This window comes from Chryseobacterium sp. MEBOG06 (genome assembly GCF_021869765.1).
GTDB lineage: Bacteria > Bacteroidota > Bacteroidia > Flavobacteriales > Weeksellaceae > Chryseobacterium.
In genome coordinates this window covers 4,494,895-4,515,506 of the sequence record NZ_CP084580.1, presented here as the reverse complement: position 1 = coordinate 4,515,506, position 20,612 = coordinate 4,494,895, and the positions used below count along the sequence as shown (strand labels likewise).

25 protein-coding genes and 1 riboswitch are annotated in these 20,612 nt (G+C 33.4%); all 25 genes read right to left on the bottom strand.

The features are described 5' to 3' along the window. Positions 1–225 precede the first annotated feature (225 nt). Positions 226–393: a hypothetical protein gene (locus LF887_RS20610; protein ID WP_236856149.1), complete on the bottom strand. Its 168-nt coding sequence runs from the start codon at positions 391–393 to the stop codon at positions 226–228. 125 nt (positions 394–518) lie between these two features. Next, positions 519–1,166 (bottom strand): 3,4-dihydroxy-2-butanone-4-phosphate synthase, encoded by a 648-nt coding sequence (gene ribB / locus LF887_RS20605; protein WP_236856148.1) that lies wholly within the window; start codon positions 1,164–1,166, stop codon positions 519–521. 92 nt (positions 1,167–1,258) lie between these two features. Then, positions 1,259–1,384, bottom strand: a riboswitch (FMN riboswitch). A 194-nt stretch (positions 1,385–1,578) separates the two neighbouring features. Further along, complete coding sequence (locus LF887_RS20600; RefSeq protein WP_236856147.1) at positions 1,579–2,334, bottom strand: SMI1/KNR4 family protein; 756 nt, start codon at positions 2,332–2,334, stop codon at positions 1,579–1,581. A 9-nt stretch (positions 2,335–2,343) separates the two neighbouring features. Further along, entirely contained in the window at positions 2,344–3,123 is a 780-nt protein-coding gene (locus tag LF887_RS20595) for an alpha/beta fold hydrolase (protein ID WP_236856146.1), read from the bottom strand. 351 nt (positions 3,124–3,474) lie between these two features. Next, positions 3,475–3,858 carry a 5-carboxymethyl-2-hydroxymuconate Delta-isomerase gene (locus LF887_RS20590; protein WP_236856145.1) on the bottom strand — a complete coding sequence of 128 codons (384 nt, stop codon included), beginning with the start codon at positions 3,856–3,858 and terminating at the stop codon, positions 3,475–3,477. Positions 3,859–3,977: 119 nt separating this feature from the next. Continuing rightward, positions 3,978–5,597, bottom strand: a complete 1,620-nt coding sequence (locus LF887_RS20585; RefSeq protein ID WP_236856144.1) for a serine hydrolase — start codon at positions 5,595–5,597, stop codon at positions 3,978–3,980. A 149-nt stretch (positions 5,598–5,746) separates the two neighbouring features. Further along, positions 5,747–6,250 (bottom strand): hypothetical protein, encoded by a 504-nt coding sequence (locus LF887_RS20580; protein WP_236856143.1) that lies wholly within the window; start codon positions 6,248–6,250, stop codon positions 5,747–5,749. A 176-nt stretch (positions 6,251–6,426) separates the two neighbouring features. Then, a complete protein-coding gene (locus LF887_RS20575) occupies positions 6,427–6,936 on the bottom strand; it encodes a hypothetical protein (RefSeq protein WP_236856142.1) in 510 nt (169 codons plus the stop codon). A gap of 19 nt (positions 6,937–6,955) precedes the next feature. Beyond that, on the bottom strand, positions 6,956–7,333 hold the full coding sequence (locus tag LF887_RS20570) for a VOC family protein (protein WP_236856141.1): 378 nt from the start codon (positions 7,331–7,333) through the stop codon (positions 6,956–6,958). Positions 7,334–7,354: 21 nt separating this feature from the next. After that, positions 7,355–7,897, bottom strand: a complete 543-nt coding sequence (locus LF887_RS20565) for a dihydrofolate reductase family protein (protein ID WP_236856140.1) — start codon at positions 7,895–7,897, stop codon at positions 7,355–7,357. A 304-nt stretch (positions 7,898–8,201) separates the two neighbouring features. Then, complete coding sequence (locus LF887_RS20560) at positions 8,202–8,618, bottom strand: hypothetical protein (protein WP_236856139.1); 417 nt, start codon at positions 8,616–8,618, stop codon at positions 8,202–8,204. Between the two features lie 196 nt (positions 8,619–8,814). After that, positions 8,815–9,315, bottom strand: coding sequence for a DUF2004 domain-containing protein (locus LF887_RS20555; RefSeq protein WP_236856138.1), 501 nt, complete (start codon positions 9,313–9,315; stop codon positions 8,815–8,817). Between the two features lie 131 nt (positions 9,316–9,446). Then, positions 9,447–9,989, bottom strand: coding sequence for a hypothetical protein (locus tag LF887_RS20550; protein ID WP_236856137.1), 543 nt, complete (start codon positions 9,987–9,989; stop codon positions 9,447–9,449). Positions 9,990–10,022: 33 nt separating this feature from the next. After that, positions 10,023–10,790, bottom strand: coding sequence for a DUF2310 family Zn-ribbon-containing protein (locus LF887_RS20545; RefSeq protein ID WP_236856136.1), 768 nt, complete (start codon positions 10,788–10,790; stop codon positions 10,023–10,025). An 80-nt stretch (positions 10,791–10,870) separates the two neighbouring features. Next, positions 10,871–11,431, bottom strand: a complete 561-nt coding sequence (locus tag LF887_RS20540) for a hypothetical protein (RefSeq protein ID WP_236856135.1) — start codon at positions 11,429–11,431, stop codon at positions 10,871–10,873. Continuing rightward, on the bottom strand, positions 11,432–12,076 hold the full coding sequence (locus LF887_RS20535) for a hypothetical protein (RefSeq protein WP_236856133.1): 645 nt from the start codon (positions 12,074–12,076) through the stop codon (positions 11,432–11,434). Positions 12,077–12,215: 139 nt separating this feature from the next. After that, complete coding sequence (locus tag LF887_RS20530; RefSeq protein ID WP_236856132.1) at positions 12,216–12,776, bottom strand: SHOCT domain-containing protein; 561 nt, start codon at positions 12,774–12,776, stop codon at positions 12,216–12,218. A 309-nt stretch (positions 12,777–13,085) separates the two neighbouring features. After that, entirely contained in the window at positions 13,086–14,180 is a 1,095-nt protein-coding gene (locus LF887_RS20525; RefSeq protein WP_236856131.1) for a hypothetical protein, read from the bottom strand. 167 nt (positions 14,181–14,347) lie between these two features. Next, positions 14,348–15,010, bottom strand: coding sequence for a DUF2461 domain-containing protein (locus LF887_RS20520; RefSeq protein WP_236856130.1), 663 nt, complete (start codon positions 15,008–15,010; stop codon positions 14,348–14,350). A 54-nt stretch (positions 15,011–15,064) separates the two neighbouring features. Continuing rightward, a complete protein-coding gene (locus LF887_RS20515; protein ID WP_236856129.1) occupies positions 15,065–15,553 on the bottom strand; it encodes a GDYXXLXY domain-containing protein in 489 nt (162 codons plus the stop codon). After that, positions 15,540–16,610, bottom strand: a complete 1,071-nt coding sequence (locus LF887_RS20510) for a DUF4401 domain-containing protein (protein ID WP_236856128.1) — start codon at positions 16,608–16,610, stop codon at positions 15,540–15,542. Before LF887_RS20510 ends, LF887_RS20515 begins: the two co-directional genes overlap by 14 nt. After that, positions 16,600–17,556: a DUF2157 domain-containing protein gene (locus LF887_RS20505; RefSeq protein WP_236856127.1), complete on the bottom strand. Its 957-nt coding sequence runs from the start codon at positions 17,554–17,556 to the stop codon at positions 16,600–16,602. Before LF887_RS20505 ends, LF887_RS20510 begins: the two co-directional genes overlap by 11 nt. Before the next feature lie 337 nt (positions 17,557–17,893). After that, positions 17,894–18,466, bottom strand: coding sequence for a hypothetical protein (locus tag LF887_RS20500; protein ID WP_236856126.1), 573 nt, complete (start codon positions 18,464–18,466; stop codon positions 17,894–17,896). Positions 18,467–18,634: 168 nt separating this feature from the next. Further along, positions 18,635–19,303 carry a DUF4919 domain-containing protein gene (locus tag LF887_RS20495; protein ID WP_236856124.1) on the bottom strand — a complete coding sequence of 223 codons (669 nt, stop codon included), beginning with the start codon at positions 19,301–19,303 and terminating at the stop codon, positions 18,635–18,637. A gap of 224 nt (positions 19,304–19,527) precedes the next feature. Beyond that, positions 19,528–20,610: an alginate O-acetyltransferase AlgX-related protein gene (locus LF887_RS20490; protein WP_236856123.1), complete on the bottom strand. Its 1,083-nt coding sequence runs from the start codon at positions 20,608–20,610 to the stop codon at positions 19,528–19,530. Positions 20,611–20,612: the final 2 nt, after the last annotated feature.

The window sequence follows — 20,612 nt, the reverse complement described above, 5'->3', positions numbered from 1 at the left end:
TTAACATAATAATTTAAATTAACAGATGAAAGTTTGAAGAGTTTTAATAATTTTCAGCAATAAATGTAATATCCATCGGTGATTAATTGTCATAGCTGTATAAATGTATTGGTGACATGAAAAAAATTATATATACCATATTCTTTTTTTGCCGAACATCTGCATTTTCACAGGAAAAGAAAAATGACTCTACCGATACTTTAGCAACAAAGGAAATTCAGGAGGTTATCTTAAAGTCATATTAACTCTTGTTGCAGAGTTGTCTATGGTTCCGGTTATCAGATTGTTGTTAACAATATCCCCGATAATAGGGTCATTAGCAGCTTTTATAAGGGTGATCTGTGCTGAAAACATAGCAGAGGTTCCCAGTAGAAAGAGTATAGATTTTTTCATGTCCGATTTTTTATTAAAGTTGATTAAAAAACAGTATTCAAATTTTAATTTAATTAGATATTTAAATGAAACCGCCGGCTGATAAAATCAGCCGGCGGTTCTGTGCGTTAAAAACAGTTTTAAGTCTAATTGCTCATGATCATTTTACGATAGGCGTAAATATCTTCAATAGTCACTACGCTCATTGCCTTTTTTATGGCAAAGTCAACGATTTCCGGGAGTCTTGCCATAGAACCGTCCTCATTTGTCAGTTCACAAAGTACGGCATCATCACCCAGATTGGCCATTTTTACAAGATCTACACTTCCCTCTGTATGACCACGTCTTTCAAAGACCCCATCTTTTTTAGCGATTAGAGGGAACACATGCCCCGGACTTGCAATATGCTCTGCAAGGGCATCTGTTGCCACAGCTGTCCTGATTGTTGTTACTCTGTCTTTTGCAGAAACCCCGGATTCTACGCCTTCTCTGGCTTCAATAGAAATGGTAAATGCAGTTTGATTTTTTGAATTGTTGTTTTCCACCATTGGACGGAGGTTGAGGTGCTTACTCTTTTCTTCAGAAATACATAAGCAGACAATACCGCTGCATTCGCGGATCAGAAGTGCCATGTCCTGTTCTGTAATAGTGGAAGCGGGAAAGATGATATCACCTTCGTTTTCGCGGTTTTCATCATCTACCAAAAGAATACCTTTTCCCTGTTGTAAGGTAATAAGTGCTTTTTCTACACGTTCTCTGGAGGTAGCTCCGAATTGTTCTAATAATTTTTCCATGTTATTTTACTGTTAAAAGTTAAAATGGTCTTCGGTACATGGAAATGAAATACAACACAACAAGAGTCCATAAGGAATCTTATTGGTCATCTCATTTTCTTCTCTCATCCAGACTTTAACTGTCGGTTCCGGAATTTCACCAGATCAGTCCTTTCCGGAGAAAGGAGTCGCGGACTGTAACCGCCGGTAGGGAATTGCACCCTGCCCCGAAGAAAACTTATATTAAGTTTTGCTGTATGTTGTAATTTAAATTTTTATTTCATTGAATAGTATTTAACGCACAGACCGCAAATTTCGGGAAGTTTTTTGAAATGGAGAAGAATTTTAAAGATAAAAAAAAGATTTTTAAGAACTAAATATTCAAAATCAAGGAATATTAAACTATTAAGATTATGTTTTTTGTAACCGCATTCTATTCATATTCCTTTAAATATGCTACTATTTTTTTCTCCATAAGATCATTAAAGGAATTGGCTATTTTAATCATTTTAGGAGCGTGATTTTCATGAGCAAAGGCGTAGATACTTTGATTTTCAATATTATAATAAAGCTGGTCGCCGTCACCGTAAACCCAAAATTCTCCCAGAAAAAGATAGTTTTTCTTTTGTATGGTTTCATAGCTTAACTCCATAAAATCTATCATGATACCTTCAAGATGCAGTTTTGAAATGTTTTGATAGAAAGTAACCAGATCATCCGGAAACAGTAAGGAAAATTTTTTTTCTTTCTTTCGAATCTCTTCTGCCTTTACCCCTTTTATAATGGTATCAGAACTGCTGTATGATTTTGTTAATTGTTTGAAAAACCTGGGATAGACCTTTTTAAGATGTCCAAATTTATCCTCCACAGCTTTCTGTAGTTGCTTTTCTTTTTGTTTTTCCTGTTTACAGAAATCATTAAATTCTTTTTCCCAGCCTTCTTTATACAGATCAGAAAGATTAGTGTTTATATTTTTAGACTTCAGCCAGTCAAAAGCGCCCAGTTGACTGATGTATAAGTTCCTGATACCACTAAAGCTTTCTTTAGGTTTTATACCGAGAAAAGCTCTTCTTCCACATATTCTTTCTACATCATCTTTATGGTTACTGAACCAGCCCATCCATTCTTTGGCATTGAGTTTACCTTCTGACAGATCTATGAATTTTTTTATAATCTCTTCCTGTATCATATCTTGTTTTCAGGCCAATTGTTTTAATATTTTGTTCAATATTGTATTGAACTGTTCTGGTTTTTCCAGCATAGGATAATGCCCCGTTTCGGTGATGGTGACGTAGTCATAATCTTTCAGATACTTGCGGTTGTTTTCAAGATGAGTAGGAGAAGCATCAGAGTTAATGGCAATCACTGGTACGTCAATATGTTGTGCAATTTCTCTGAAATCTGTTTTGTATAAAGGTTTTAGCAGATTGATTGCCATTTCCGGAGTATTTTGAAGGAATTCCTGCTGAAGTCTTTCCTTTACTTCAGGCGGTGTTTTTTCAGCAAAAAGATATTGCGGAAGAATATTTTCTACTGCATTTTTAAAGTCTTGGCGGTAATGAGTAAACATAACTTGCTCAGCCTGTTCTTCTGTGAAAGATTCATCCAGATCTTTTAAAGTGTCAATTAAAATGGCAGCTTTAACATTTTTTATTTTTAAAGCCGCTTCCAGGACGTAGGCCCCGGACATAGAATGTCCTGCCAGTATGATTTCCTTTGAATGGATAGCATCAGCCACTGCTTTAATATCATCAGCATAGCGGGAACTTGTCCATTCCTGTCGGGAAGATTCCGATTTTCCGTGTCCTGCCAGATCCATCTGTATAATATGATACTGATCTTGAAAAAAATCCTGTTGATCTGCCCACCATTCGGTGTTGCCAAGCCAGCCATGAATAAAGAGTACCGAAGTATTTCCGTTTCCAGATTCTATATAATGAATTTTCTGGCTGTCTGATGATAGTGCATATTTTTCCATATAAAATTGTTTGTGATGACTGGTGGATTGTTTTTTTAATAATCTAATGTACAAAAGACTGTATTAAAAGTAATGTATGTCCAAAAATTAATTGTTTTTTATTTAATCATAAAGATCAACATTTCTGGTGCTGAATAAAGTTATCAACAGTATTTATTATTCTTTTGAAAACAGGTTTGTAAATATAACTTGTTGTTTAATATGTTTATATAAAGTATTTTTAGGCTGGTTAAAAAAGTTATTCATATTTTATCCACAAAGTTTAAGTTGATGATAAAAAGTTTTCCACATTATTTATACTGTTGTGCAAAACCGGAGCTCTGACAACAATAAAATGACCAGAAATATGAATTATAAACCAAAATGTCTGTCTTTATTCTTGTTCTCAGGATTAATAAGCGCTTTGTTGCTATAGGTCGCTGCTTCAAAATCGCTGATATTGATGGACAGAAAAGAAATGTCGGGAAGTAATTCTGCCAGACGGGTATTGATCTGTCTGGATAGATGTGCTTTTTGTTCAGTAGTTCTTCCTTCCATGATATGCCCAAATATGTGGAGAAAATTTTTCTTATTATCTCCCAATCTGAAATATTGATAAGGTTGAAGCCTTACTTTGATATCGTTGGGGGCAAACAATCCTGTAGAATCAGCAGTTTCGTATACTGCATTCATAATTTCTTCAGGGGTGATCTGCTGAAGAATATCCAGTGAACAGTCAATAATAAAATGAGGCATAAATAATATTTTATGAGGTGATTTTTGGTAATCTAAAAATAAGGAAAAATGTCCATTAACAGTCAAAATAAAAAACTACCCTGATAGCAGGATAGTTTGAAAATATGTTAATATGAATGTTAGTTTTTTATTGGAAACGATTTTTTAATACTGTATTGTGGCTTTACTTGATTGGTCATATCCAGTACAATATCATAGTTTCCGGTCTCTTCTATTGGAAAATCATAGGCATTGAGGGCGATACTTTTACCATCATTATTCAATCCTAAATTATATCCCCAGTCATTATCAAATCTGAATTTTAATTTTCCTTTATTCAGCTTATAATTTTTAAGAAAATAGATGTCAGGTTTTTTAAGATCTGTCTGCATCGGAATATCTTTCCCCTCCCAGCCGCCAGGCGTGGCATCTCCAATGATTCCCCACAGAAAGTTTTTCGTACTTCTTGTTGCTGTTTTTACGGTGCCGTCACGGAAATGGATTGTTACTGAATCCATTTCCCTGGTTGAGCCTGATTGAAAAGTAAAAGTAAACTTCTCATCCAGTTGGTATACTGTATTACTGACAGGCATTAACGAGCACATAGAATAATTTTTTTCTCTGAAAATGATCTGCCCATCTATGATAGAAATAAAGAAATCCGTATTCTCATTGGAATAAGTTCCTGCAATTTTTTTCAAGTCTTTTGGATTAGTTTTCACTATTGTCGGGATACTGTAAGGCTTTTCATATAGTATCTTCTCAATGGTAGGGATAATGAATTCGGTGTGTGACAGTTCAGAATTGGATATGACAATCACACAAATATCATCTTCTAAAACTCTGTAGTATCTGGATCGGTAACCGGGACCGCCACCATCGTGGCCCACTCTTTTTTTATCAAAAACAGTTGAGATCTGAAAGCCAAGCCCGTAATGATCTTTAAGAAAGGGTGTGAAAGCTTTTTCCAGGGTTTCTTTCATTAGTATTTTGTAATTTTTTAGCCCCTCGTTAAATTTGAACAAGTCCTCAACAGTAGAATACATTGCTCCTGCGGCAAAAGGATGATCTGTTTTGAAGCGTAATGCTTCATTAGAAAAATTATCAGATAAAAATTCGTATCCAAAGGCCTTGTTTTCGTTGGTGACATCATTAAAATGAAACCCGGTATGAGTCATTTGTAATGGTTGAAGAATATAACTTTCTATCGCTTTGTCATAGTCTAAACCTGTCACTTTTTTGATGATATGCCCCAGTATGTAAAATCCGGAATTGGAATAGTTCCAATCTGTACCTGGTGAAAAATCTAATGATTTTGCAGAAAGATACTTGATAAGAGTATTTTCATCAACAGTATTGTCAGAATTTTCATCACTGGGTATTCCGGAAGTATGGGAGAGAATATTGGCGATAGTAATGCTGTCACCCTTCGGGAAAGCCGGATAATATTTGGAGAGTTTGTCGTTTAAAGATAATTTTCCCTGTTCTTCAAGCTGGAGAATAACAGCTGTGGTGAACATTTTTGTGGTTGAATAGATCCGATAAAGGCTGTTATTGGTGTTTTTTTCTTTTTTGGGAGCATTTCTGTAGCCATAACTTTTTTCGAAAATAATTTTTCCTTTTTCAGCAATAAGTACAGAACCACTAAAGAGGCCGGCTTTATCATAAGCTGTTAATAGTTTTTCCAGTTGCCTGGATTTTTGTGAATAAACAGGGTTGGATACTACCAGTAAGATAAGACAGGTTAAAATGGATTTCATTTAGTTTTTTTAGATAAGACAATCGTAATCGGGATTGTGTTACATGTCGTATTAAAAATAAAACTCCTATTTGTCAGGTTTTTCTGTGATTTGAATTAAGGATCTGACTCCATGACTCACAATCATCGATGCTTTTCCACGTTCTAAAATTAGTCCCATACTTTTTTTATTGTATCCACTATTTCATCCGCTTTGTCTTGAGTGATCCAATCAACCATTCTTACCTCTCTATTATCTTCAATAAGAATAACTGAATAAGTTGGGCTACTCAGTGAAAAGTGGTAGCGGACCCCCAATTTGTATCTTTCTACTTTAAAGTCTTTTGTCTGGACACGGTCTATGTCTTTTTTCAAATAGGTGCGGGTACGGCTAAATAAATCGTTCTTATATCTGACAGTTATAGCATCCGGTTCAATAGTAAGAATTGTTTTTCCGAAAGTATTCCATAACCAGATATACAGGAATATGAAAAAAAAGCCTGCAAAAGGGATAATGGAAGAAATATAATTAAAAATAGAAAGCAAATAATTTTCTTCATGTATGGTAAAGGGAATGATACACAAAATAATAAAAAGCGTGATGATTAAACCATATCCCAGTATAAAAGTCACGATCCAATTGGTTTTATTTTTTACTTTAATGATTACAGGCATTGTTTATATTATTTTGCAGGATATTTTTAGATTCTTTTATACTTGAGGGGGAGGTTTTGTCAATTTTATCTTTTAGTATTTTTATTGGAAATAATTTATTATTGTTAAGATCAGTATATATCAATTCACTATTCGTTTTGGCAGACTATTGAAATTAATAATATGATATTTTAATTTTATCTTTCATATAATTTTGTCTTTTCACTTCCAGAATTGTTGACGATCAAAGTAGGGGAGTCTAATTCCCAGGCCGGAAGATGATTATAGAGCACATCCACTAATTTTTCGATTCCTGGTGTTCCCTGATGGTTAAATTCAAAGGTTTTGTTATCCGTAATAATTTCCAGAACAGATTGTTTTTTATAGATAAAATCCGGAATTGAAAATGTATTGACAGCAACAATCTCCTTCCATCGTATAAATTCCGTAGATTTTTTTTGCCCGATATAAAACCCGTCATTGGTGTATTTAAAAATCCCATCAGACTCATATAATCTGTCCATTTCCTTTTCAACAGACTTGTAATCGTCCGTATCACTCGGAAAATAGATTTTTGCACCAGAAAAACAAATGGCAGCAAAGCATGAAAAAACAATAGAATAAGATATGTTCTCGCTGTCGAACAAAGGATAATTGAAGAGTGTCAGGATTAAAATCAGACTGCTTATTGCAATTATTCTTTTCATGGTGATGGTATAGTTTGTTTTATTTTTTGCACTTCAGTTGAAATACATTTCCTTCAGGATCAGTGCCATCGCACAGCCAGAAAGGGTAGTTGTCAAAAGTTTTGATTTCCCTCATGTGAACATTTTTAGAAATAAGCTGACTTCTTCCTGATTCTATATCCACATCTATTTCAAAAACTATTTTTGTATTGTTATCATAGCTGCGGGTGGTATCCGTTTTCTCCAGATACTCTTCTCCCATTCTGTGGAGCCCGATATTGGCGGATCCTGCATTTAGCAAAACCCAGATCTGATCTTCCTCAATGACCTTCAGATTGAAGTTTTCTACATAAAAGTTTTTAAGGATCTGAACGTTTTTTGCATACAGAATGATGGTTTCAAGCTGAGCATTTATCATTATTAATAGGTGAGTTTATTATTATTGAGTAGTATACACAAGCTGTACAACACCAGATTTAAAGACATTGGTTTTAACAAGCTTTAAATTTAACCTTTCCTTTAAATCTTCAAAAAGCGGTTTGCCTTTTCCTAAAGCAACAGGATGAACAGATATTCTGTAAATATCAATCAGATTATGCAGAATAAAGGTTTTGATAAGACTTGCCCCACCATATAACCAGATATCCCCACCGGCCTGAGTTTTTATTTCTGAAACTTTTTCTGCAATATCAGAATTAATAAAAACAGCTCCTCCATCTTCTCTTCTCTGACTGGAAAACACAAATTTATTCTTGGAATGAACGGCCTCCCAAAGTTTTTGTTCTTCCGGACCTGCATTTTCTTCCGGCTGGTAATTTCCCCAGGCATCATAGCTCACTCTTCCATAGAAAATAGTGTCTATGCCGGAAAGAAAGCCCTCAAAATCCATATCATCATCCATGATGCACCAATCTGTTTCTCCATTGGGTCCTTCAATAAAGCCATCTAAGGTAGTTGCGAGATCTAGTATTACTTTTTTCATGAATGATTGTTTTGGTTTTGATTTTAAGTTCACCATAAAAATAAGTCTTTTTTTAATGCTGACCTACACAGAGTATTTTGCAAAAACTTTCTGAAAAAATAAAACCAGTGAATTCCCGTATCTGTTGTAATTCTGATAAATGTTGTTCAGAATCATTTTTTCATCACCTTGCACATTACATTTGTATAAAGTATATTTATTTTTTACTCAAAAACAAGGTTTGCCTTTCGTATCAGGTAAATTATTCCGAGAACAAGTCCGGCAATACCTCCTATATATTCAAAGTTATGGATAGAACCCACATTTATAAAATTGTGAATATCTTTTGTTCCAGGGGGATATACCAGTTGGTATTTTCTGGAGATAAAAATAAAACAGCAAATAAATATCCTAAGATTCCAAATATAAAAGTTATACAGAGATTGATCAAAATTGATATTATAGTGACTTTAAGTATTTTTTTAGAATCACGGAACAATGAAATGAAAGCATAAACAAATCCTAAGAATAAACCCACCCACCATGTAGCCAAAAATCCAACTATTCCAACTTTTATCCTTGTATGTAATGGCAGATTTTTAATGTTGAACTGCCGAAATTTTAAAAGAGTATAGTATTCAGGAGAAATTGTAAACGTAATTTGATCATGGATAATTCCATATATCCCGGCCAGTAATATTGAAATTATGAGGATGAGGGTGAAATTTGTTACTTGTTTCATAACATTTAAAATGGATAGTTTTTAGGTTGTAATTGGTTTGTGAAAGTTACATTAATGTCTTTCTGGTAAATAATTATCATTACCACCTCCATTAAATTTCTTTGAAATTTTTTATATGATTTTCATATTAATATAAAACCCGTCTTATTATGGTAAGAACGGGTTTTTATGCTTTTAATAAATGTTAATCTTTACTTTAGCTTTCCATGGCCATATAATCCAGTTCTCCGTTTTCGTCTGTGTTGATAACTACCAGATAGTCGGTTATTTCTTTTCCAATAGAATAGTCTAAAATGGCAAAATGATCTTCACTGTGAGGATAAAGCCCAATTCTGACTAATTCTAATTTTGTAAGAAGCTGATCTTGTGGTTCCGTTGTCAGATCATCAAAATTTATTAATGTCGAAAGTTCATCTTGCTCAATTTCTTCAAGATGATGTTCCAGGTAATATTTTACGGTATCGCCCTCTTCATCATTGTAATCATGCAGAATGTGCGTTTTATTAAGCGTATCAAATTTCTCAATATTTTCAAGATAATTTTTTACTTTATCCAATTTTACTGCATCAATCTTTTCATTTTCAAAATTAAGATCGATTTGAATTTCATTTCCATTGAAATCGACATAAACATCGTAATATTCTTCTAAATTTTCTGTGGACAACTGCCCGAAATGTGGTAAGGTGTATTCTTTCATTATTAAAATTTTAGTGAAATGGTTATTTCATTTTATTCAAAGGTCAAACCGTCTGTCTAAACTATAGGTCTTATGTTTTGAGTTTGTAAATATAGGTATTCAATACTTTTTCACTGTTATGAAAAGCTTTATTATAAATTAAATAATTCAGTTATTTTTTGATACAGATTATTTAAATATTCATCTTGGGGCGCACAATTACCATTGCTCATCTGTAATAATTTGTTTTTCTTTAAGGCATAAATTATTATTCCACCACCATCTGTGCATATTGGAGGATATTTATAATTATTGTTAAGCCAAAAATGATTTTCAGAAAGCAATTTCATAAATTTCACATATTCTTTTTGCGTTAACTTTCTTTGTCTGATAATTTTAAATTTTGACTCTATTTTTTCACCAGTTTTCTGATCATAACTCTGGGTGTATATTTTCTTTTGAACCAGAATATATTTATGATTGATTTGTTCAATTCTTATAAGATAATTATCTCTGAATGCAGACCATTTGAAGATTTGATAGATTTCGTTATTGGGTTTCACTTTTGTCTTGTCAATACATTCTAAAGGTTTTTCTTTAAGTTCCTCAGATATATATTTACAGTATTCATTACTATTTTGAGCTGTCAGGATGATAACGTGGAATATCGAAAATATTGTAAGTATTCTTCTCATTAGTTAAGTTTTTTTCTAACGTAAATGCTGCTATCAGATGTTAGGTGATATTGTTGAAATGATTCTGCACTGATCACATTTAAAATCGTAAATATTATATAAAGTAGTATTGAGTCTCCATTCTCTTTGACAGCATGGGCATTTCCTGTTTTCGTCCCCTTTTCTATTCTTTTTATAATTGTATAAATAGTAATAGGTTGGAATGTTGGTAAGTTCTTCAATTTTCTTACAAATGGTGACTCCTTGTTTAGATAATTGAGATTTTACTTCCTGCATTTGGTTTAAAGCCCATCGTTCACCAACTTCACAATTCATTTGTAATCGATCACAGCACTGATAGTTGACTTCCCATGCTAAAATCGGCATATATCCAAAATCATAATATTGAGGTAATCTGTAAAGTGGAATAGACTTATTGCATGACCCGCAAATGATGGGAGAATCAATAGAAATATAGTTGGTAATTAGAATATAGAATTCCGATTTCTTACAGGTACATGGACCTACATAATCGGCATATGATTTCCCTGCTGTTTTAATAGCTATTTTTGAGGCTGCTAATTTTTCAATTTTTTCAATTTGATTGTTAACATACTTATTATTGTGTACTTTATTGAGAGAATTTTTTTCAAGGGTAAAAGGAAGACATACCATTTTATTCTTTTCAATATATTGAGTCTCAATTCTTCCCTGAGTTTGTCCATTTCCCCTGTAAAATTCTAAAAGTAAACTAAGTGCATCTATAAGCTCATTTTTATTTGCTTTAGTCGTAATATCGATTGAGATTTCCTGAATATACATAGTTGCTAAAATAATATAGATTCACTTACCATCTACATACTTGTAAATATTACGCAGACGAAGTTGTGTTTGCTGGTCTGTTAGTCCCAGTTTGCTTTATCATTAATTAATTTTTCAATTTGGTTTTTCCCCTTTTCAGAAAGGCCTCCAAATTTCATTGCCGGACAAAATGGTTTTGAACTTGTCATCCCGCATTTTTCAAGACAAAAATAAATTTTTCCCACAACTTCATTATCGTCGTTATAAAGTTTGAAATAATATTCGCTGTCATTTACTTGCCAGGTTGTTTCTTTCCAATCGAAATTTTCTGGGTCATTACAAAAATTTATAAAACGATTTATCTGAAATGGTTTTAATGTTTTGCCCATCAATGGTCCAGCTAATGGTATATTTTCAAATAGCTTAACCTTACTTACATTTTGCCGGGGAAAAGCATAAGATTTATCAGAAAAGTATTTTTTATATCTTTTCTGAAGTGAGTTTTCATCATCTCCATTCTTCCACTTAAATATACTTTCCTGTTCTGGTGTAAGGTCTTTGTAGTTTGATTGAAAGTAATCATTGGTGTTTAGCCGGTTCACCATAAATAAAGCCACGAGTAAAGAAAAAAATAGTAAAAGTGTTTTTTTAGATTTCATCATTTATAATTTTTGTTTCAATTCTTCCGACACCAGATTGTTATTAATAAGATATGTACCCGTCATTTTCAAAAACCTCTTTGATTCCTTTAAATAATCTTTGTCGGGAAGACTATTTTTGGTTGTTTCTAAATAGGTTTTTGCATAATGAATGAACACTCCGGCCCCTTCAAAATTTTTACTTACGAATAGCGTTCCGGTCATAGAAATGTAAGTGACAAACTCGTATTGAATATGATCTTTTCTCAGATATTCCAGTGGCATTTTCTCATTCATACTTTGAAAATGTGCAATGATGCCAATATCTTTCAAATATTTTTCCTGTTCAATGATCAGCGAGTCGTCCACTATTTCACCATCAAGATCTGCTTCAAGGTCGTAATAACCTATAGGCTGCAGATGATCAAGAAAGAGTTCGTTTTCCACATATAAACCTATTCTTGCTCTGATAATAGGATCACTGTACCGCATATCAATGAGATATTGATATCCGTCAAAGAGAAGGGTGACTTCACTCGGGATAAAGCCGCCTAGAGCTTCTTCAGGGTTTTCTGAGAGTATTTCATGAAGCGTCTCAAAAGCTTTCTTTTTTAAATCAAATACATGCACTCTTTTTGTGAGAAATGTATCAAGTTCCTGTGCTTTCATAGAATGGTTATTACTGCCTAAATCTACATATAAATGTTAGAATAATGGTTCTTTAAGGGAAATTAGATTTTAAGGATGATTCATTGGTGAAAAAAGAAATAAAAAACCGCTCTGAAAAACAGAACGGCTGTATCAAAATTTATTTTGAAGTCATTATTTTATCCTTTTCCTTTTGGAATTCTTCTTCAGATAAAGCTCCGGAATCCTTGAGTTCCTTTATTTTTTTAAGCTTATCATATTTTGTTTCGAAATTGATATTTTGAGTTTTTTCTTTGGGCGAAAACTCATCGGGAACGATCAGCTCACCAGATTTGATGGCATTTTCAATGTCAATTTCATAGTTGATGAGACCGCTTCCGATTTTAGCATAGTAAACAAAACCATTTTTTTTGCTTCCTCTTGGCATTACTTTTTTTACTTTGAATGTCAGACCGGAATTACTCCTTCTAAAAGAATTGGCCTGATTGGCCAAACCCTGATAGCCTGTTGTTGAAGAATAATTGAACATTGAGGAAGCATTCGTTCTGATGAATTTAAAATCTCCGTCATTCATAGAACCTGTCCCGATTTTTAAGTCAAGCCCTTCATAGACTTTGAAACCTGTTGAGGTGGTAAGGGTATCATTTTCAAGCTTTGGCTCAGTTTGAGAATATGAAATTCCAAAAATCAGAACGGTAAATACTAATACTAGTCTTTTCATTGTTTTATTTTTAATAGTAAAATTGAATATCAAAAGTAGAATAAGTTGTGGGGCTTACCTTACGGGAATCCTTATCTGTAGGGCAGATAATAAAAAACTGCTGTCAGAATGAAAGCAGTTTATATTGAGAAAAGAGTCTTTATATTAAAGTTATATTTGTGAGGTCAGTACATATTTTTTGCAACAGTGAGATAATTTTAAAATAAAATGGCTTTACCTTACTAAATTTCCTCACTTCGGAGTGGTTTTTAAAAGTCTATTTTACTGTTCGAAGCATTGTATTCTTGTACAGTAAGGGAATCTGTATTTTTATTTGCCTCTGTTTAATTGTGTAGCGTTTTGCCATCCTCCAACCGCTTCAAAAACCTCATTTTGGTTTTTTATGTCTGACCAGCCTTTTTTAGCCAGCTCCTTTCTTATTTCTTCTTCTGATTTATCTTTTAGTAAAAAATAGTAGGTAAAATCAACTACTTCAATAGGTACTCTTTCAATAAGATATTTTGTGAAAACAGTAACAATTTTTAAATAAGCAAAAACGGCAGTTAAACCAAGTTGTAAAATCCAGCTAATGATCCAGCCAATCCAACCCAGATTCATTTTGTTTATCATAAAACCTTGTGTAAATCTAATCTGTAAAAAGTTCCAAAATCCAATTCTTTCAAGGTTATTTGTATTTAAAATTATCTCATACTGAAAATACTGATTAGAGAGATAGGTCAATATAATCATGGTAGCCAGAAGATATTGTAACTTGTTGAAGTCTGTGTAGTTTGAGAGCTTAATCAAATACTTCATACCAAAAGCAATTCCTGTCGCCACCAGAAATTCAAAAAGCATAATAATATATAATCCTTTTATGGAAAGAAATGCTACTATAAAACCAAGTATTAAAGAAAGAAATACCCCCCCAATAATTGGCAGTGTTATATTGGGAACTTTTGCTGGCGTAGGCTGTGGCAGAGTTTCAGGGATGATATAGTCATCCCAGTTATTTTTCTTTTCTACTTCGTTTTCGAGCTTTTTGAGAGACTGATTGTCAAAAGTCTTTAAAGTTTCCTGATAGGCATAAATAAAAAGTTTTACTCTTTTAGAATTTTTCCCTACATCCCACATTTCACTGCCTAAAGATTCACTTTTTACTAGAACTATACCATTTTTATAACTGGCTGTAATGATTTCTGTCCAGCGTTCATTTACCCATCCTATCTCTTTACGCTTTGCTTCTATACTGCAGTCATCTTTGTAAACAATGTCCCAATCTAATTTTTCGAATGTTTTCTCTGCAATAGCAATAAAAAGTGTTTCATTTACAAATGTTCTGAATTCTTCTTTATATTTTGGAGAAAAACTTATACTGTGTTTTCTGGGTATTGTCTTTTCGTACTTTTTAAAAATTTCTTCCATATATATAATTATGGGGCTGGGTTATTGGTTTAATATTTTTTGTTTGCAAATTTAAATAAAATAGCCTTCTCAAGTTTTGTTAGGAAATAATATATGGGGATAAAAACTAATTAAGAATGAGGAAACATCTAAAAGAGAGGAACGGTTCATAAGATCAAGTTCTGATTTTAAAATAACGGTTCGCCATTAAGATCCGTTGTCAGTACTTCACTCATATAATCAAAGAAAGGGCGCATAGCCAATAGGGTGAGCAGTGCTTCCTTTTGAAAATTGTCTGATAAAACGTCCTTGTCGGTAAACTTCCGCATCACTACAAATTGCTTTTTTCTGATCAAATCGATAGCAGGATGATTTTTATCAAAACCGCGGGGAGCTGTTTTTACGGAATCACCTTTGAGCTCTCCGAAATATTTTATGAAAGTTTCGTCAGAGGTAATTTTTTCAATTTCTGTAGTGCTGATTTCAAATTCCTTACGGATACGGAGTAAATCCTTGGCTTCAGGCCCCCAAAATCCGCCCCCTACAAAAGTGTTGCCAGGTTCCAGCTGAATATAATATCCTCCTCTTAACATCGGTTTTGAGCGGGAATATCCAACTCCGAAATTGGTTTTATAAGGTGAAGACTGATCTTTTGAAAAACGGAGATCTCTGTAAATTCGGAAAATATGGATTCCTTTGAGGTTATCATATTCCTGAAGTTCTGTATAGATCTGATTAAAAAAAACTTTATTTTCTTTCACAATCTGATCATATTCGGATTTGTGCTGGGCAAACCATTCCCGATTGTTATGTTCTTTTAAATGAGTAAGAAACTCAAATGCTTTTTTCATGCTGTTGTTTGAATATTAGAGGGTATACTTCTGAGTATATCCGGAGTGATGTTCTTATTTTATATTTTTCAGCCGCTCATCATAAAGGCCTGTCAGCAAACTGTTTCCGTTTTTATCAATTTTTACGCCTCCGTATTTTGCCTTGCTGTATTTCTCAGCTTGCCCTTCCTGAAAAAAGAAAGATTCTGCACCGATATTGATGTTCCATTCGTTGGGTGAAGTGTATTTAATGAGATATTCATCTTTATTCAATGGGGCTGCTTCCTGCTGGAACCTTACTTTTTCTGCTACGCCCCTGCTGTCAAGGCGTACCACGCAGTACCCTCTTTTCGGAAGATGATTAGAACTTATATTTTCGGAGATACTATATCGTAAGGTCATATAGTCACCCTGCATCAGAGATCTGGGATCTACCGGAGCCAGCTGCAAAAGAACCAGTTTCCCATCCTGAAGGATTTCTTCTTTTTTAGAAACAGAATAGTTGAAATAGACCAGCAAAATAATGAGGTTTGCCAGAATAATGACCCATTTATACTTTTTCATTTGAGGTTAGTTTTTTACGGGTTAATAAATACAGTCCCAGAAATAAAATTCCGGACGAAAATAAGAGAATGGATTTTGTCAGCAGGGTGAAATGAAGATCGTAATAATACCGTGAAACAAAATAAATGAATGCTATAATACCAATGGCCAGACTGGTTTTATAATTCACCAGAAAGCTTAAAAGAATAATTAAGATAGCTCCGGAAATGGCCGGAGACAGTATAGTAGGCAGCAATAAAGCAGCGGTTACGATATAAATTCCTGTTTTCTGTGTGGTTTGGGAAATATTCAATACTTCAAAAACCCGGGAAAGGGTATACATGATACTAAAGATTATAATAACGGATGATATCCAAAGATAATCTCTTGATACTTCAATATAATCATTACCCATACAACTTAATCCCGCCAGAAAAGAGAAAATCAAAGCGATGCGAACCGGATTGTATAGTTTTGAAAAAGCGGGATTCCAGGAAATTATTCTGGCTTCTTTCAGGAAAACAGCCGTAAGAAGGATAGCCTGAAAAGAGGTGTAGAGGTGAATCATCCCAAAACTATGATTCCCCACAATGAGCGCCAGAATTCCTCCATTGATAATGAGTACAGAAATAAAGACAATGATGTAGCTCTGTACAATTACCAATGATAATGCCGCAATCAGTATACAGATAAGACTTATGACATTGTCATTAAGTTCCAGTTTAGCCAAACTGAATGTTAAAAGGGCAAAGCCAATGATATAAGATGAAACGCTTATCGTATCAATGATGATTTTATCATAAGCTTTATTGATAAATATTCCTGCGGTAATTCCTATTGTTCCCGATATCAAAAGACCCGCAGTAGAGTCATACAATCCTGCAATGAGCAGGAAGCCCAAAAAAGCGAGACTTGCCAGAATGCCTCCGAAGATAGACAGTATTTTTACCGCTAAAGATTGGTGGTCATCATTTTTTTCATAAGCAGCAAAAATGGCTTTTTCATTCAGTGTGATATTTTTATTTTCGGTGGTCTGGAAATAATCCAGCAGCTCTCTTATTTCTTCTTTATTTCTCATTGTTCCATTTTTTTTGAAGGTTAATCAGGTTCATGATCACGAGTGTAATGCTCACGATGATAAAAAGGCTGACTAATAAAAGCATATCTCCTCCTTCTGATGTTTTGAGGAGTAAAGCTGAAATAATAATGATGATACTTAGCGGGATTACAGAGAGATAGAATCCACTTTTAGACTGTATACCGTACCAGATTCCGAAACCAAAAACCACTAAAACGATCGGTATGAAAACAGGAAATACGGAATCATATCCATCAAAAATGCCGAAAATCATTCCTGCCGTGGCAAAGGTTGCAGAACCTAAAGCCAGAATATAAGTGAACCATTTGGGTACTCTTTCAATTTTTTTATCCTGTTCCAGAAAAATAAAGATCAGAAGCAGGGTTGTATTGAACAGGAAAAGCAGTGTAATCACTAATAGCGGAGACCAGTCTTTGGCCACTTGCTCAGTATATAAAAAGAAGGTTGTATTGAGTAGTACAATATACAACAGCCACAACGGAGCAAAGTTGGAAACTGCTACCCACAGCGTTATAAAAAGAGTCCATGCCAAAAAGAAGTCATAGGCATTGGCGCCCGTCTGATAGACCTGCCCAAAGACGGCAAACAGAACCCCGACCAGGCAGGACGATCCTGTCAGGATAATATTTCTTGTGGTATTATTTAGTTTTGGAAGTAAAACAATAATAGTTGTTGCAATGACAAGGATTTCCGTGAGTCCCAGTTTGGCAAATTTATTCAGATCTGCCCAGTTATAGGCAAAAAAGAAAATAATACCAGCAGTGGTAAAGCCAATGCCAAGGGTGATAAAAAACAGGCGCAGAAATTTTTGCCACATTTCTTTATCATGATAAATATTTTCTTTTAGGGCTCTTTCAATGTCCCGCTCTGTCAGATTAGAGTGGCGGCTTATGATGTGGAGATCTTCCCGTTGGAGGTTTTTCATGGATGGTATTTTTGTTTTTGGATTTTTATTTAAAACCTGGTGAATGATAGGTTATCGGATTTTATAGACAGACTTAAGTGATAAAAGTCCCATGACTATGTTTGATATTTCTTTCTTTGTATTTTTTCATATTTGTGAAGGTTGTAGAAACAAATATAGGTAAAAGTTGGAGATAAGGTGATGATATGGAATCAATTGATATGGGTTGAAAAAAAAGCTTACCTGTGTCTTTAAAATAATGAAACCGTTCCGGAAACTGAACGGTTTTATGTGTATTGTACTGTAATTGCCAGCCCAAGTCTTCGGACTTCGAAGTATATTTTGAAGGAATTGGCTTTTATTTTATTTTTTCGGGATGTTTTTTATACCATTTGTATAAAGCTAAACTTAACAAGATGGGCATCATTATTCTATCTGTTATCAGGAAGAAAAATAATTTAATGATTTTGAAGCCTGAAAATATATCTACCAGGACTAAATAGGGGTATTTGATGAAAGTACTAAAGGGTTCATAACTTGGAGCAGAGTTGTCCTCGCCGTTAAAGATATCTTTTAACCGATCTGCAGCATTATGAGTAACGATTTTGTCTTTCTCATCAATATAATAATATTGAATGTATTCTGCTAAGAAACTGAGATTGTAGGCAATGAAAATGATGGCTAAGGATGTTACGATCAATTTAGCCAGTTTTAATTCCTTACTTTCAAGGATTGTTTTTCTCAGCGCAAAGTAGATGGCTAAAATATAAGAGAACGTTAATGCATACCAGTAAATAGAAAATAATAAAGTATCCCCTGTTAAAAAGCTTCCTAAATTGAAATAGTGGAAATAAACAGAGAGGGCTCGATTTGCAAGAAATAAGATTAAGGAGAAGATGATTACATTTTTAATGTAGATTTTATTTTTCATTGGAATGGTATGCTCTGGGGCAACGGTATTAGTTTAATATTATTTGCCGGTAAATTTAGATAAAAATTACTTTAATTTTTTTCTTCAATTATTTCCAGCCATAGGATGAGGCATATAAATTCCAGATTCTGTCGGCTATTTTAATCTTCCATATGATTTGGAAAGGGGCTATTTAAAGTCTTCACTACTTTCAAATACCTTAAAGTATATTGATTCATTTCCTTTTGAAAATCCATCTATTGTTCCATCCTTCTGCATTATGGAAGTTCTTTTGAAAGCCCTGATGTTTTTACCAAGAATACTTGCAATTAAGTATTCTTCGCCTACTGAATTTACCTTAATAGCGGTTTCTTTTGTTTTTCCATCACCACTTTTCAGGATACAGTCTACTAATGTCTTTGATTGCAGGGCGTATAAATAATAATTTTTGGCTTCTTTATCCTTATTTCTATAGGCAACTACCATATAAGTAAGAACCTCAGAATTTGTTGGATCTTTTTCTATATATTTTTCTCCATAAATGATGGCTTTTTTTAAATTTCCCTGACCGAAGTTTTTAGTGAAATCCAAATAGTCTGCATCAAAAAAAGAGGTTTTATATTTTGAAAAATTTTTCCCATAATATAAATTTTTTACTTCCTCATCCGATAAGGTAGTAGGGTCAAACTTAAATTTATAGATTAGCTTTTCGTAATAAAAATTTGAATTTTCATTCTGAACATTTATCTTGATTGAATCACGATTTATATTTTGAGCAAAAATGCAAAATGAAAAAAGTGAGAAAATCATTGTTAAACGTATTTTACCCTGTATGTCAGAAAAAAAAGTTGTTCTCATAACGTGTGTTTATTGGATTGAGTTTTAGCGTGAAGAAATTGTGTGCCCTAAGTTGGCAGACTTTCTTCCCATATTGTTACTTTCAATATATTCTAATTTAAATATATATTTTTCCGGCTATTTATAATGTACTTTTGAATAGGTTTTATGAATAAGAAGTACGCAAGTAAAGGCTTAAAAGTCGAGTGTTGATTTGTTTTTTTCAAAGCCGGGGAAACATAATTTTATTTTGAATGCAAGTGTGGACGTTGTTCCGCATTCGTACTTAATTCATGTGACTGTATTGCTTCTTTTATTTTCTGTACGATTAATGATGATGCTATTGGTGACCAATGGGTGTCATCAAAATAATAAATGTCTTTTTTATGGCTCAATTCTTTTGCTAATATTTCTTTTGAGTTGATATAGATATATTCTTTACGGAGCTTTTTAAAATTATCAAAAAATATAGGTTTAGCCAGACCTTGTTTATCAATGATATAATCATAATACAGGTCATATTTGTCCGGGGAAGGCAAAAATATCAGAGTTATATTTTTTTCTTTAAGCTTTTCAGAAAGCCTGTTTAAAATTTGGTTGAGTTTGATCGTGGTTTCAGGTAAATTATTTTTTGTGGTATTACTCAAATCATCATAATAAAAAAACAGTTTATTGGAATGATTGCTGAATAATGATGCGGTATTCAGTTCAAAATTATAAACCTGTCCATTTGACAGATAATTTCTGTTTGTGAAGTATTTAAAAGCCAAATAAGGAAATCTCAGTGTTGTACGTGAAAAAAAATCGTATTTATCCTGCTCTTGCTGGGGTTTATGATTGTTAATAATTGAATCAATTTTCTGAGTGGTTACCCTGGCATTATAGTCTATATTTTGTATCTTATCCGGTAAGTTTCGTTCTACACATTGTAAAATGACATATTGAACCTTGTAGGTATCAAAAAAATTACCGTTGCATAATTCAATCAACTTCTGGATTTGATTATTTAAAATAAAGTAGTCAATATGCAAAACACTGAAATCATTGGCTAAAATATTCTTATAACCAGACTCACCCTGCTCTGAAAATGAATCTCCTATAGTCAGAATTTTATATGTCTTCCCTTTTTCTTTCGATTTTGACAGCTCTGTATACTTTATTGTATGATTAAAAGAAGTGAAGTTTTGCCGGTAGTTTTTATCTGAACTGGGAAGATGTCCTAAACGCAATAAATCTCCCGCATCGGCTGTGGAAAACGAATACGTAATGATGTATAAAACCAGAAATGGTACAACGAAGAATGCTGTTTTTGAAATAAATCTTTTCATAG

Coding starts and splice junctions, on each gene's coding strand:
- LF887_RS20610 (WP_236856149.1), bottom strand. CDS start 393: ATGAAAAAATCTATACTCTTTCTACTGGGAACCTCTGCTATGTTTTCA.
- ribB (WP_236856148.1), bottom strand. CDS start 1,166: ATGGAAAAATTATTAGAACAATTCGGAGCTACCTCCAGAGAACGTGTA.
- LF887_RS20600 (WP_236856147.1), bottom strand. CDS start 2,334: ATGATACAGGAAGAGATTATAAAAAAATTCATAGATCTGTCAGAAGGT.
- LF887_RS20595 (WP_236856146.1), bottom strand. CDS start 3,123: ATGGAAAAATATGCACTATCATCAGACAGCCAGAAAATTCATTATATA.
- LF887_RS20590 (WP_236856145.1), bottom strand. CDS start 3,858: ATGCCTCATTTTATTATTGACTGTTCACTGGATATTCTTCAGCAGATC.
- LF887_RS20585 (WP_236856144.1), bottom strand. CDS start 5,597: ATGAAATCCATTTTAACCTGTCTTATCTTACTGGTAGTATCCAACCCT.
- LF887_RS20580 (WP_236856143.1), bottom strand. CDS start 6,250: ATGCCTGTAATCATTAAAGTAAAAAATAAAACCAATTGGATCGTGACT.
- LF887_RS20575 (WP_236856142.1), bottom strand. CDS start 6,936: ATGAAAAGAATAATTGCAATAAGCAGTCTGATTTTAATCCTGACACTC.
- LF887_RS20570 (WP_236856141.1), bottom strand. CDS start 7,333: ATGATAAATGCTCAGCTTGAAACCATCATTCTGTATGCAAAAAACGTT.
- LF887_RS20565 (WP_236856140.1), bottom strand. CDS start 7,897: ATGAAAAAAGTAATACTAGATCTCGCAACTACCTTAGATGGCTTTATT.
- LF887_RS20560 (WP_236856139.1), bottom strand. CDS start 8,618: ATGAAACAAGTAACAAATTTCACCCTCATCCTCATAATTTCAATATTA.
- LF887_RS20555 (WP_236856138.1), bottom strand. CDS start 9,315: ATGAAAGAATACACCTTACCACATTTCGGGCAGTTGTCCACAGAAAAT.
- LF887_RS20550 (WP_236856137.1), bottom strand. CDS start 9,989: ATGAGAAGAATACTTACAATATTTTCGATATTCCACGTTATCATCCTG.
- LF887_RS20545 (WP_236856136.1), bottom strand. CDS start 10,790: ATGTATATTCAGGAAATCTCAATCGATATTACGACTAAAGCAAATAAA.
- LF887_RS20540 (WP_236856135.1), bottom strand. CDS start 11,431: ATGATGAAATCTAAAAAAACACTTTTACTATTTTTTTCTTTACTCGTG.
- LF887_RS20535 (WP_236856133.1), bottom strand. CDS start 12,076: ATGAAAGCACAGGAACTTGATACATTTCTCACAAAAAGAGTGCATGTA.
- LF887_RS20530 (WP_236856132.1), bottom strand. CDS start 12,776: ATGAAAAGACTAGTATTAGTATTTACCGTTCTGATTTTTGGAATTTCA.
- LF887_RS20525 (WP_236856131.1), bottom strand. CDS start 14,180: ATGGAAGAAATTTTTAAAAAGTACGAAAAGACAATACCCAGAAAACAC.
- LF887_RS20520 (WP_236856130.1), bottom strand. CDS start 15,010: ATGAAAAAAGCATTTGAGTTTCTTACTCATTTAAAAGAACATAACAAT.
- LF887_RS20515 (WP_236856129.1), bottom strand. CDS start 15,553: ATGAAAAAGTATAAATGGGTCATTATTCTGGCAAACCTCATTATTTTG.
- LF887_RS20510 (WP_236856128.1), bottom strand. CDS start 16,610: ATGAGAAATAAAGAAGAAATAAGAGAGCTGCTGGATTATTTCCAGACC.
- LF887_RS20505 (WP_236856127.1), bottom strand. CDS start 17,556: ATGAAAAACCTCCAACGGGAAGATCTCCACATCATAAGCCGCCACTCT.
- LF887_RS20500 (WP_236856126.1), bottom strand. CDS start 18,466: ATGAAAAATAAAATCTACATTAAAAATGTAATCATCTTCTCCTTAATC.
- LF887_RS20495 (WP_236856124.1), bottom strand. CDS start 19,303: ATGAGAACAACTTTTTTTTCTGACATACAGGGTAAAATACGTTTAACA.
- LF887_RS20490 (WP_236856123.1), bottom strand. CDS start 20,610: ATGAAAAGATTTATTTCAAAAACAGCATTCTTCGTTGTACCATTTCTG.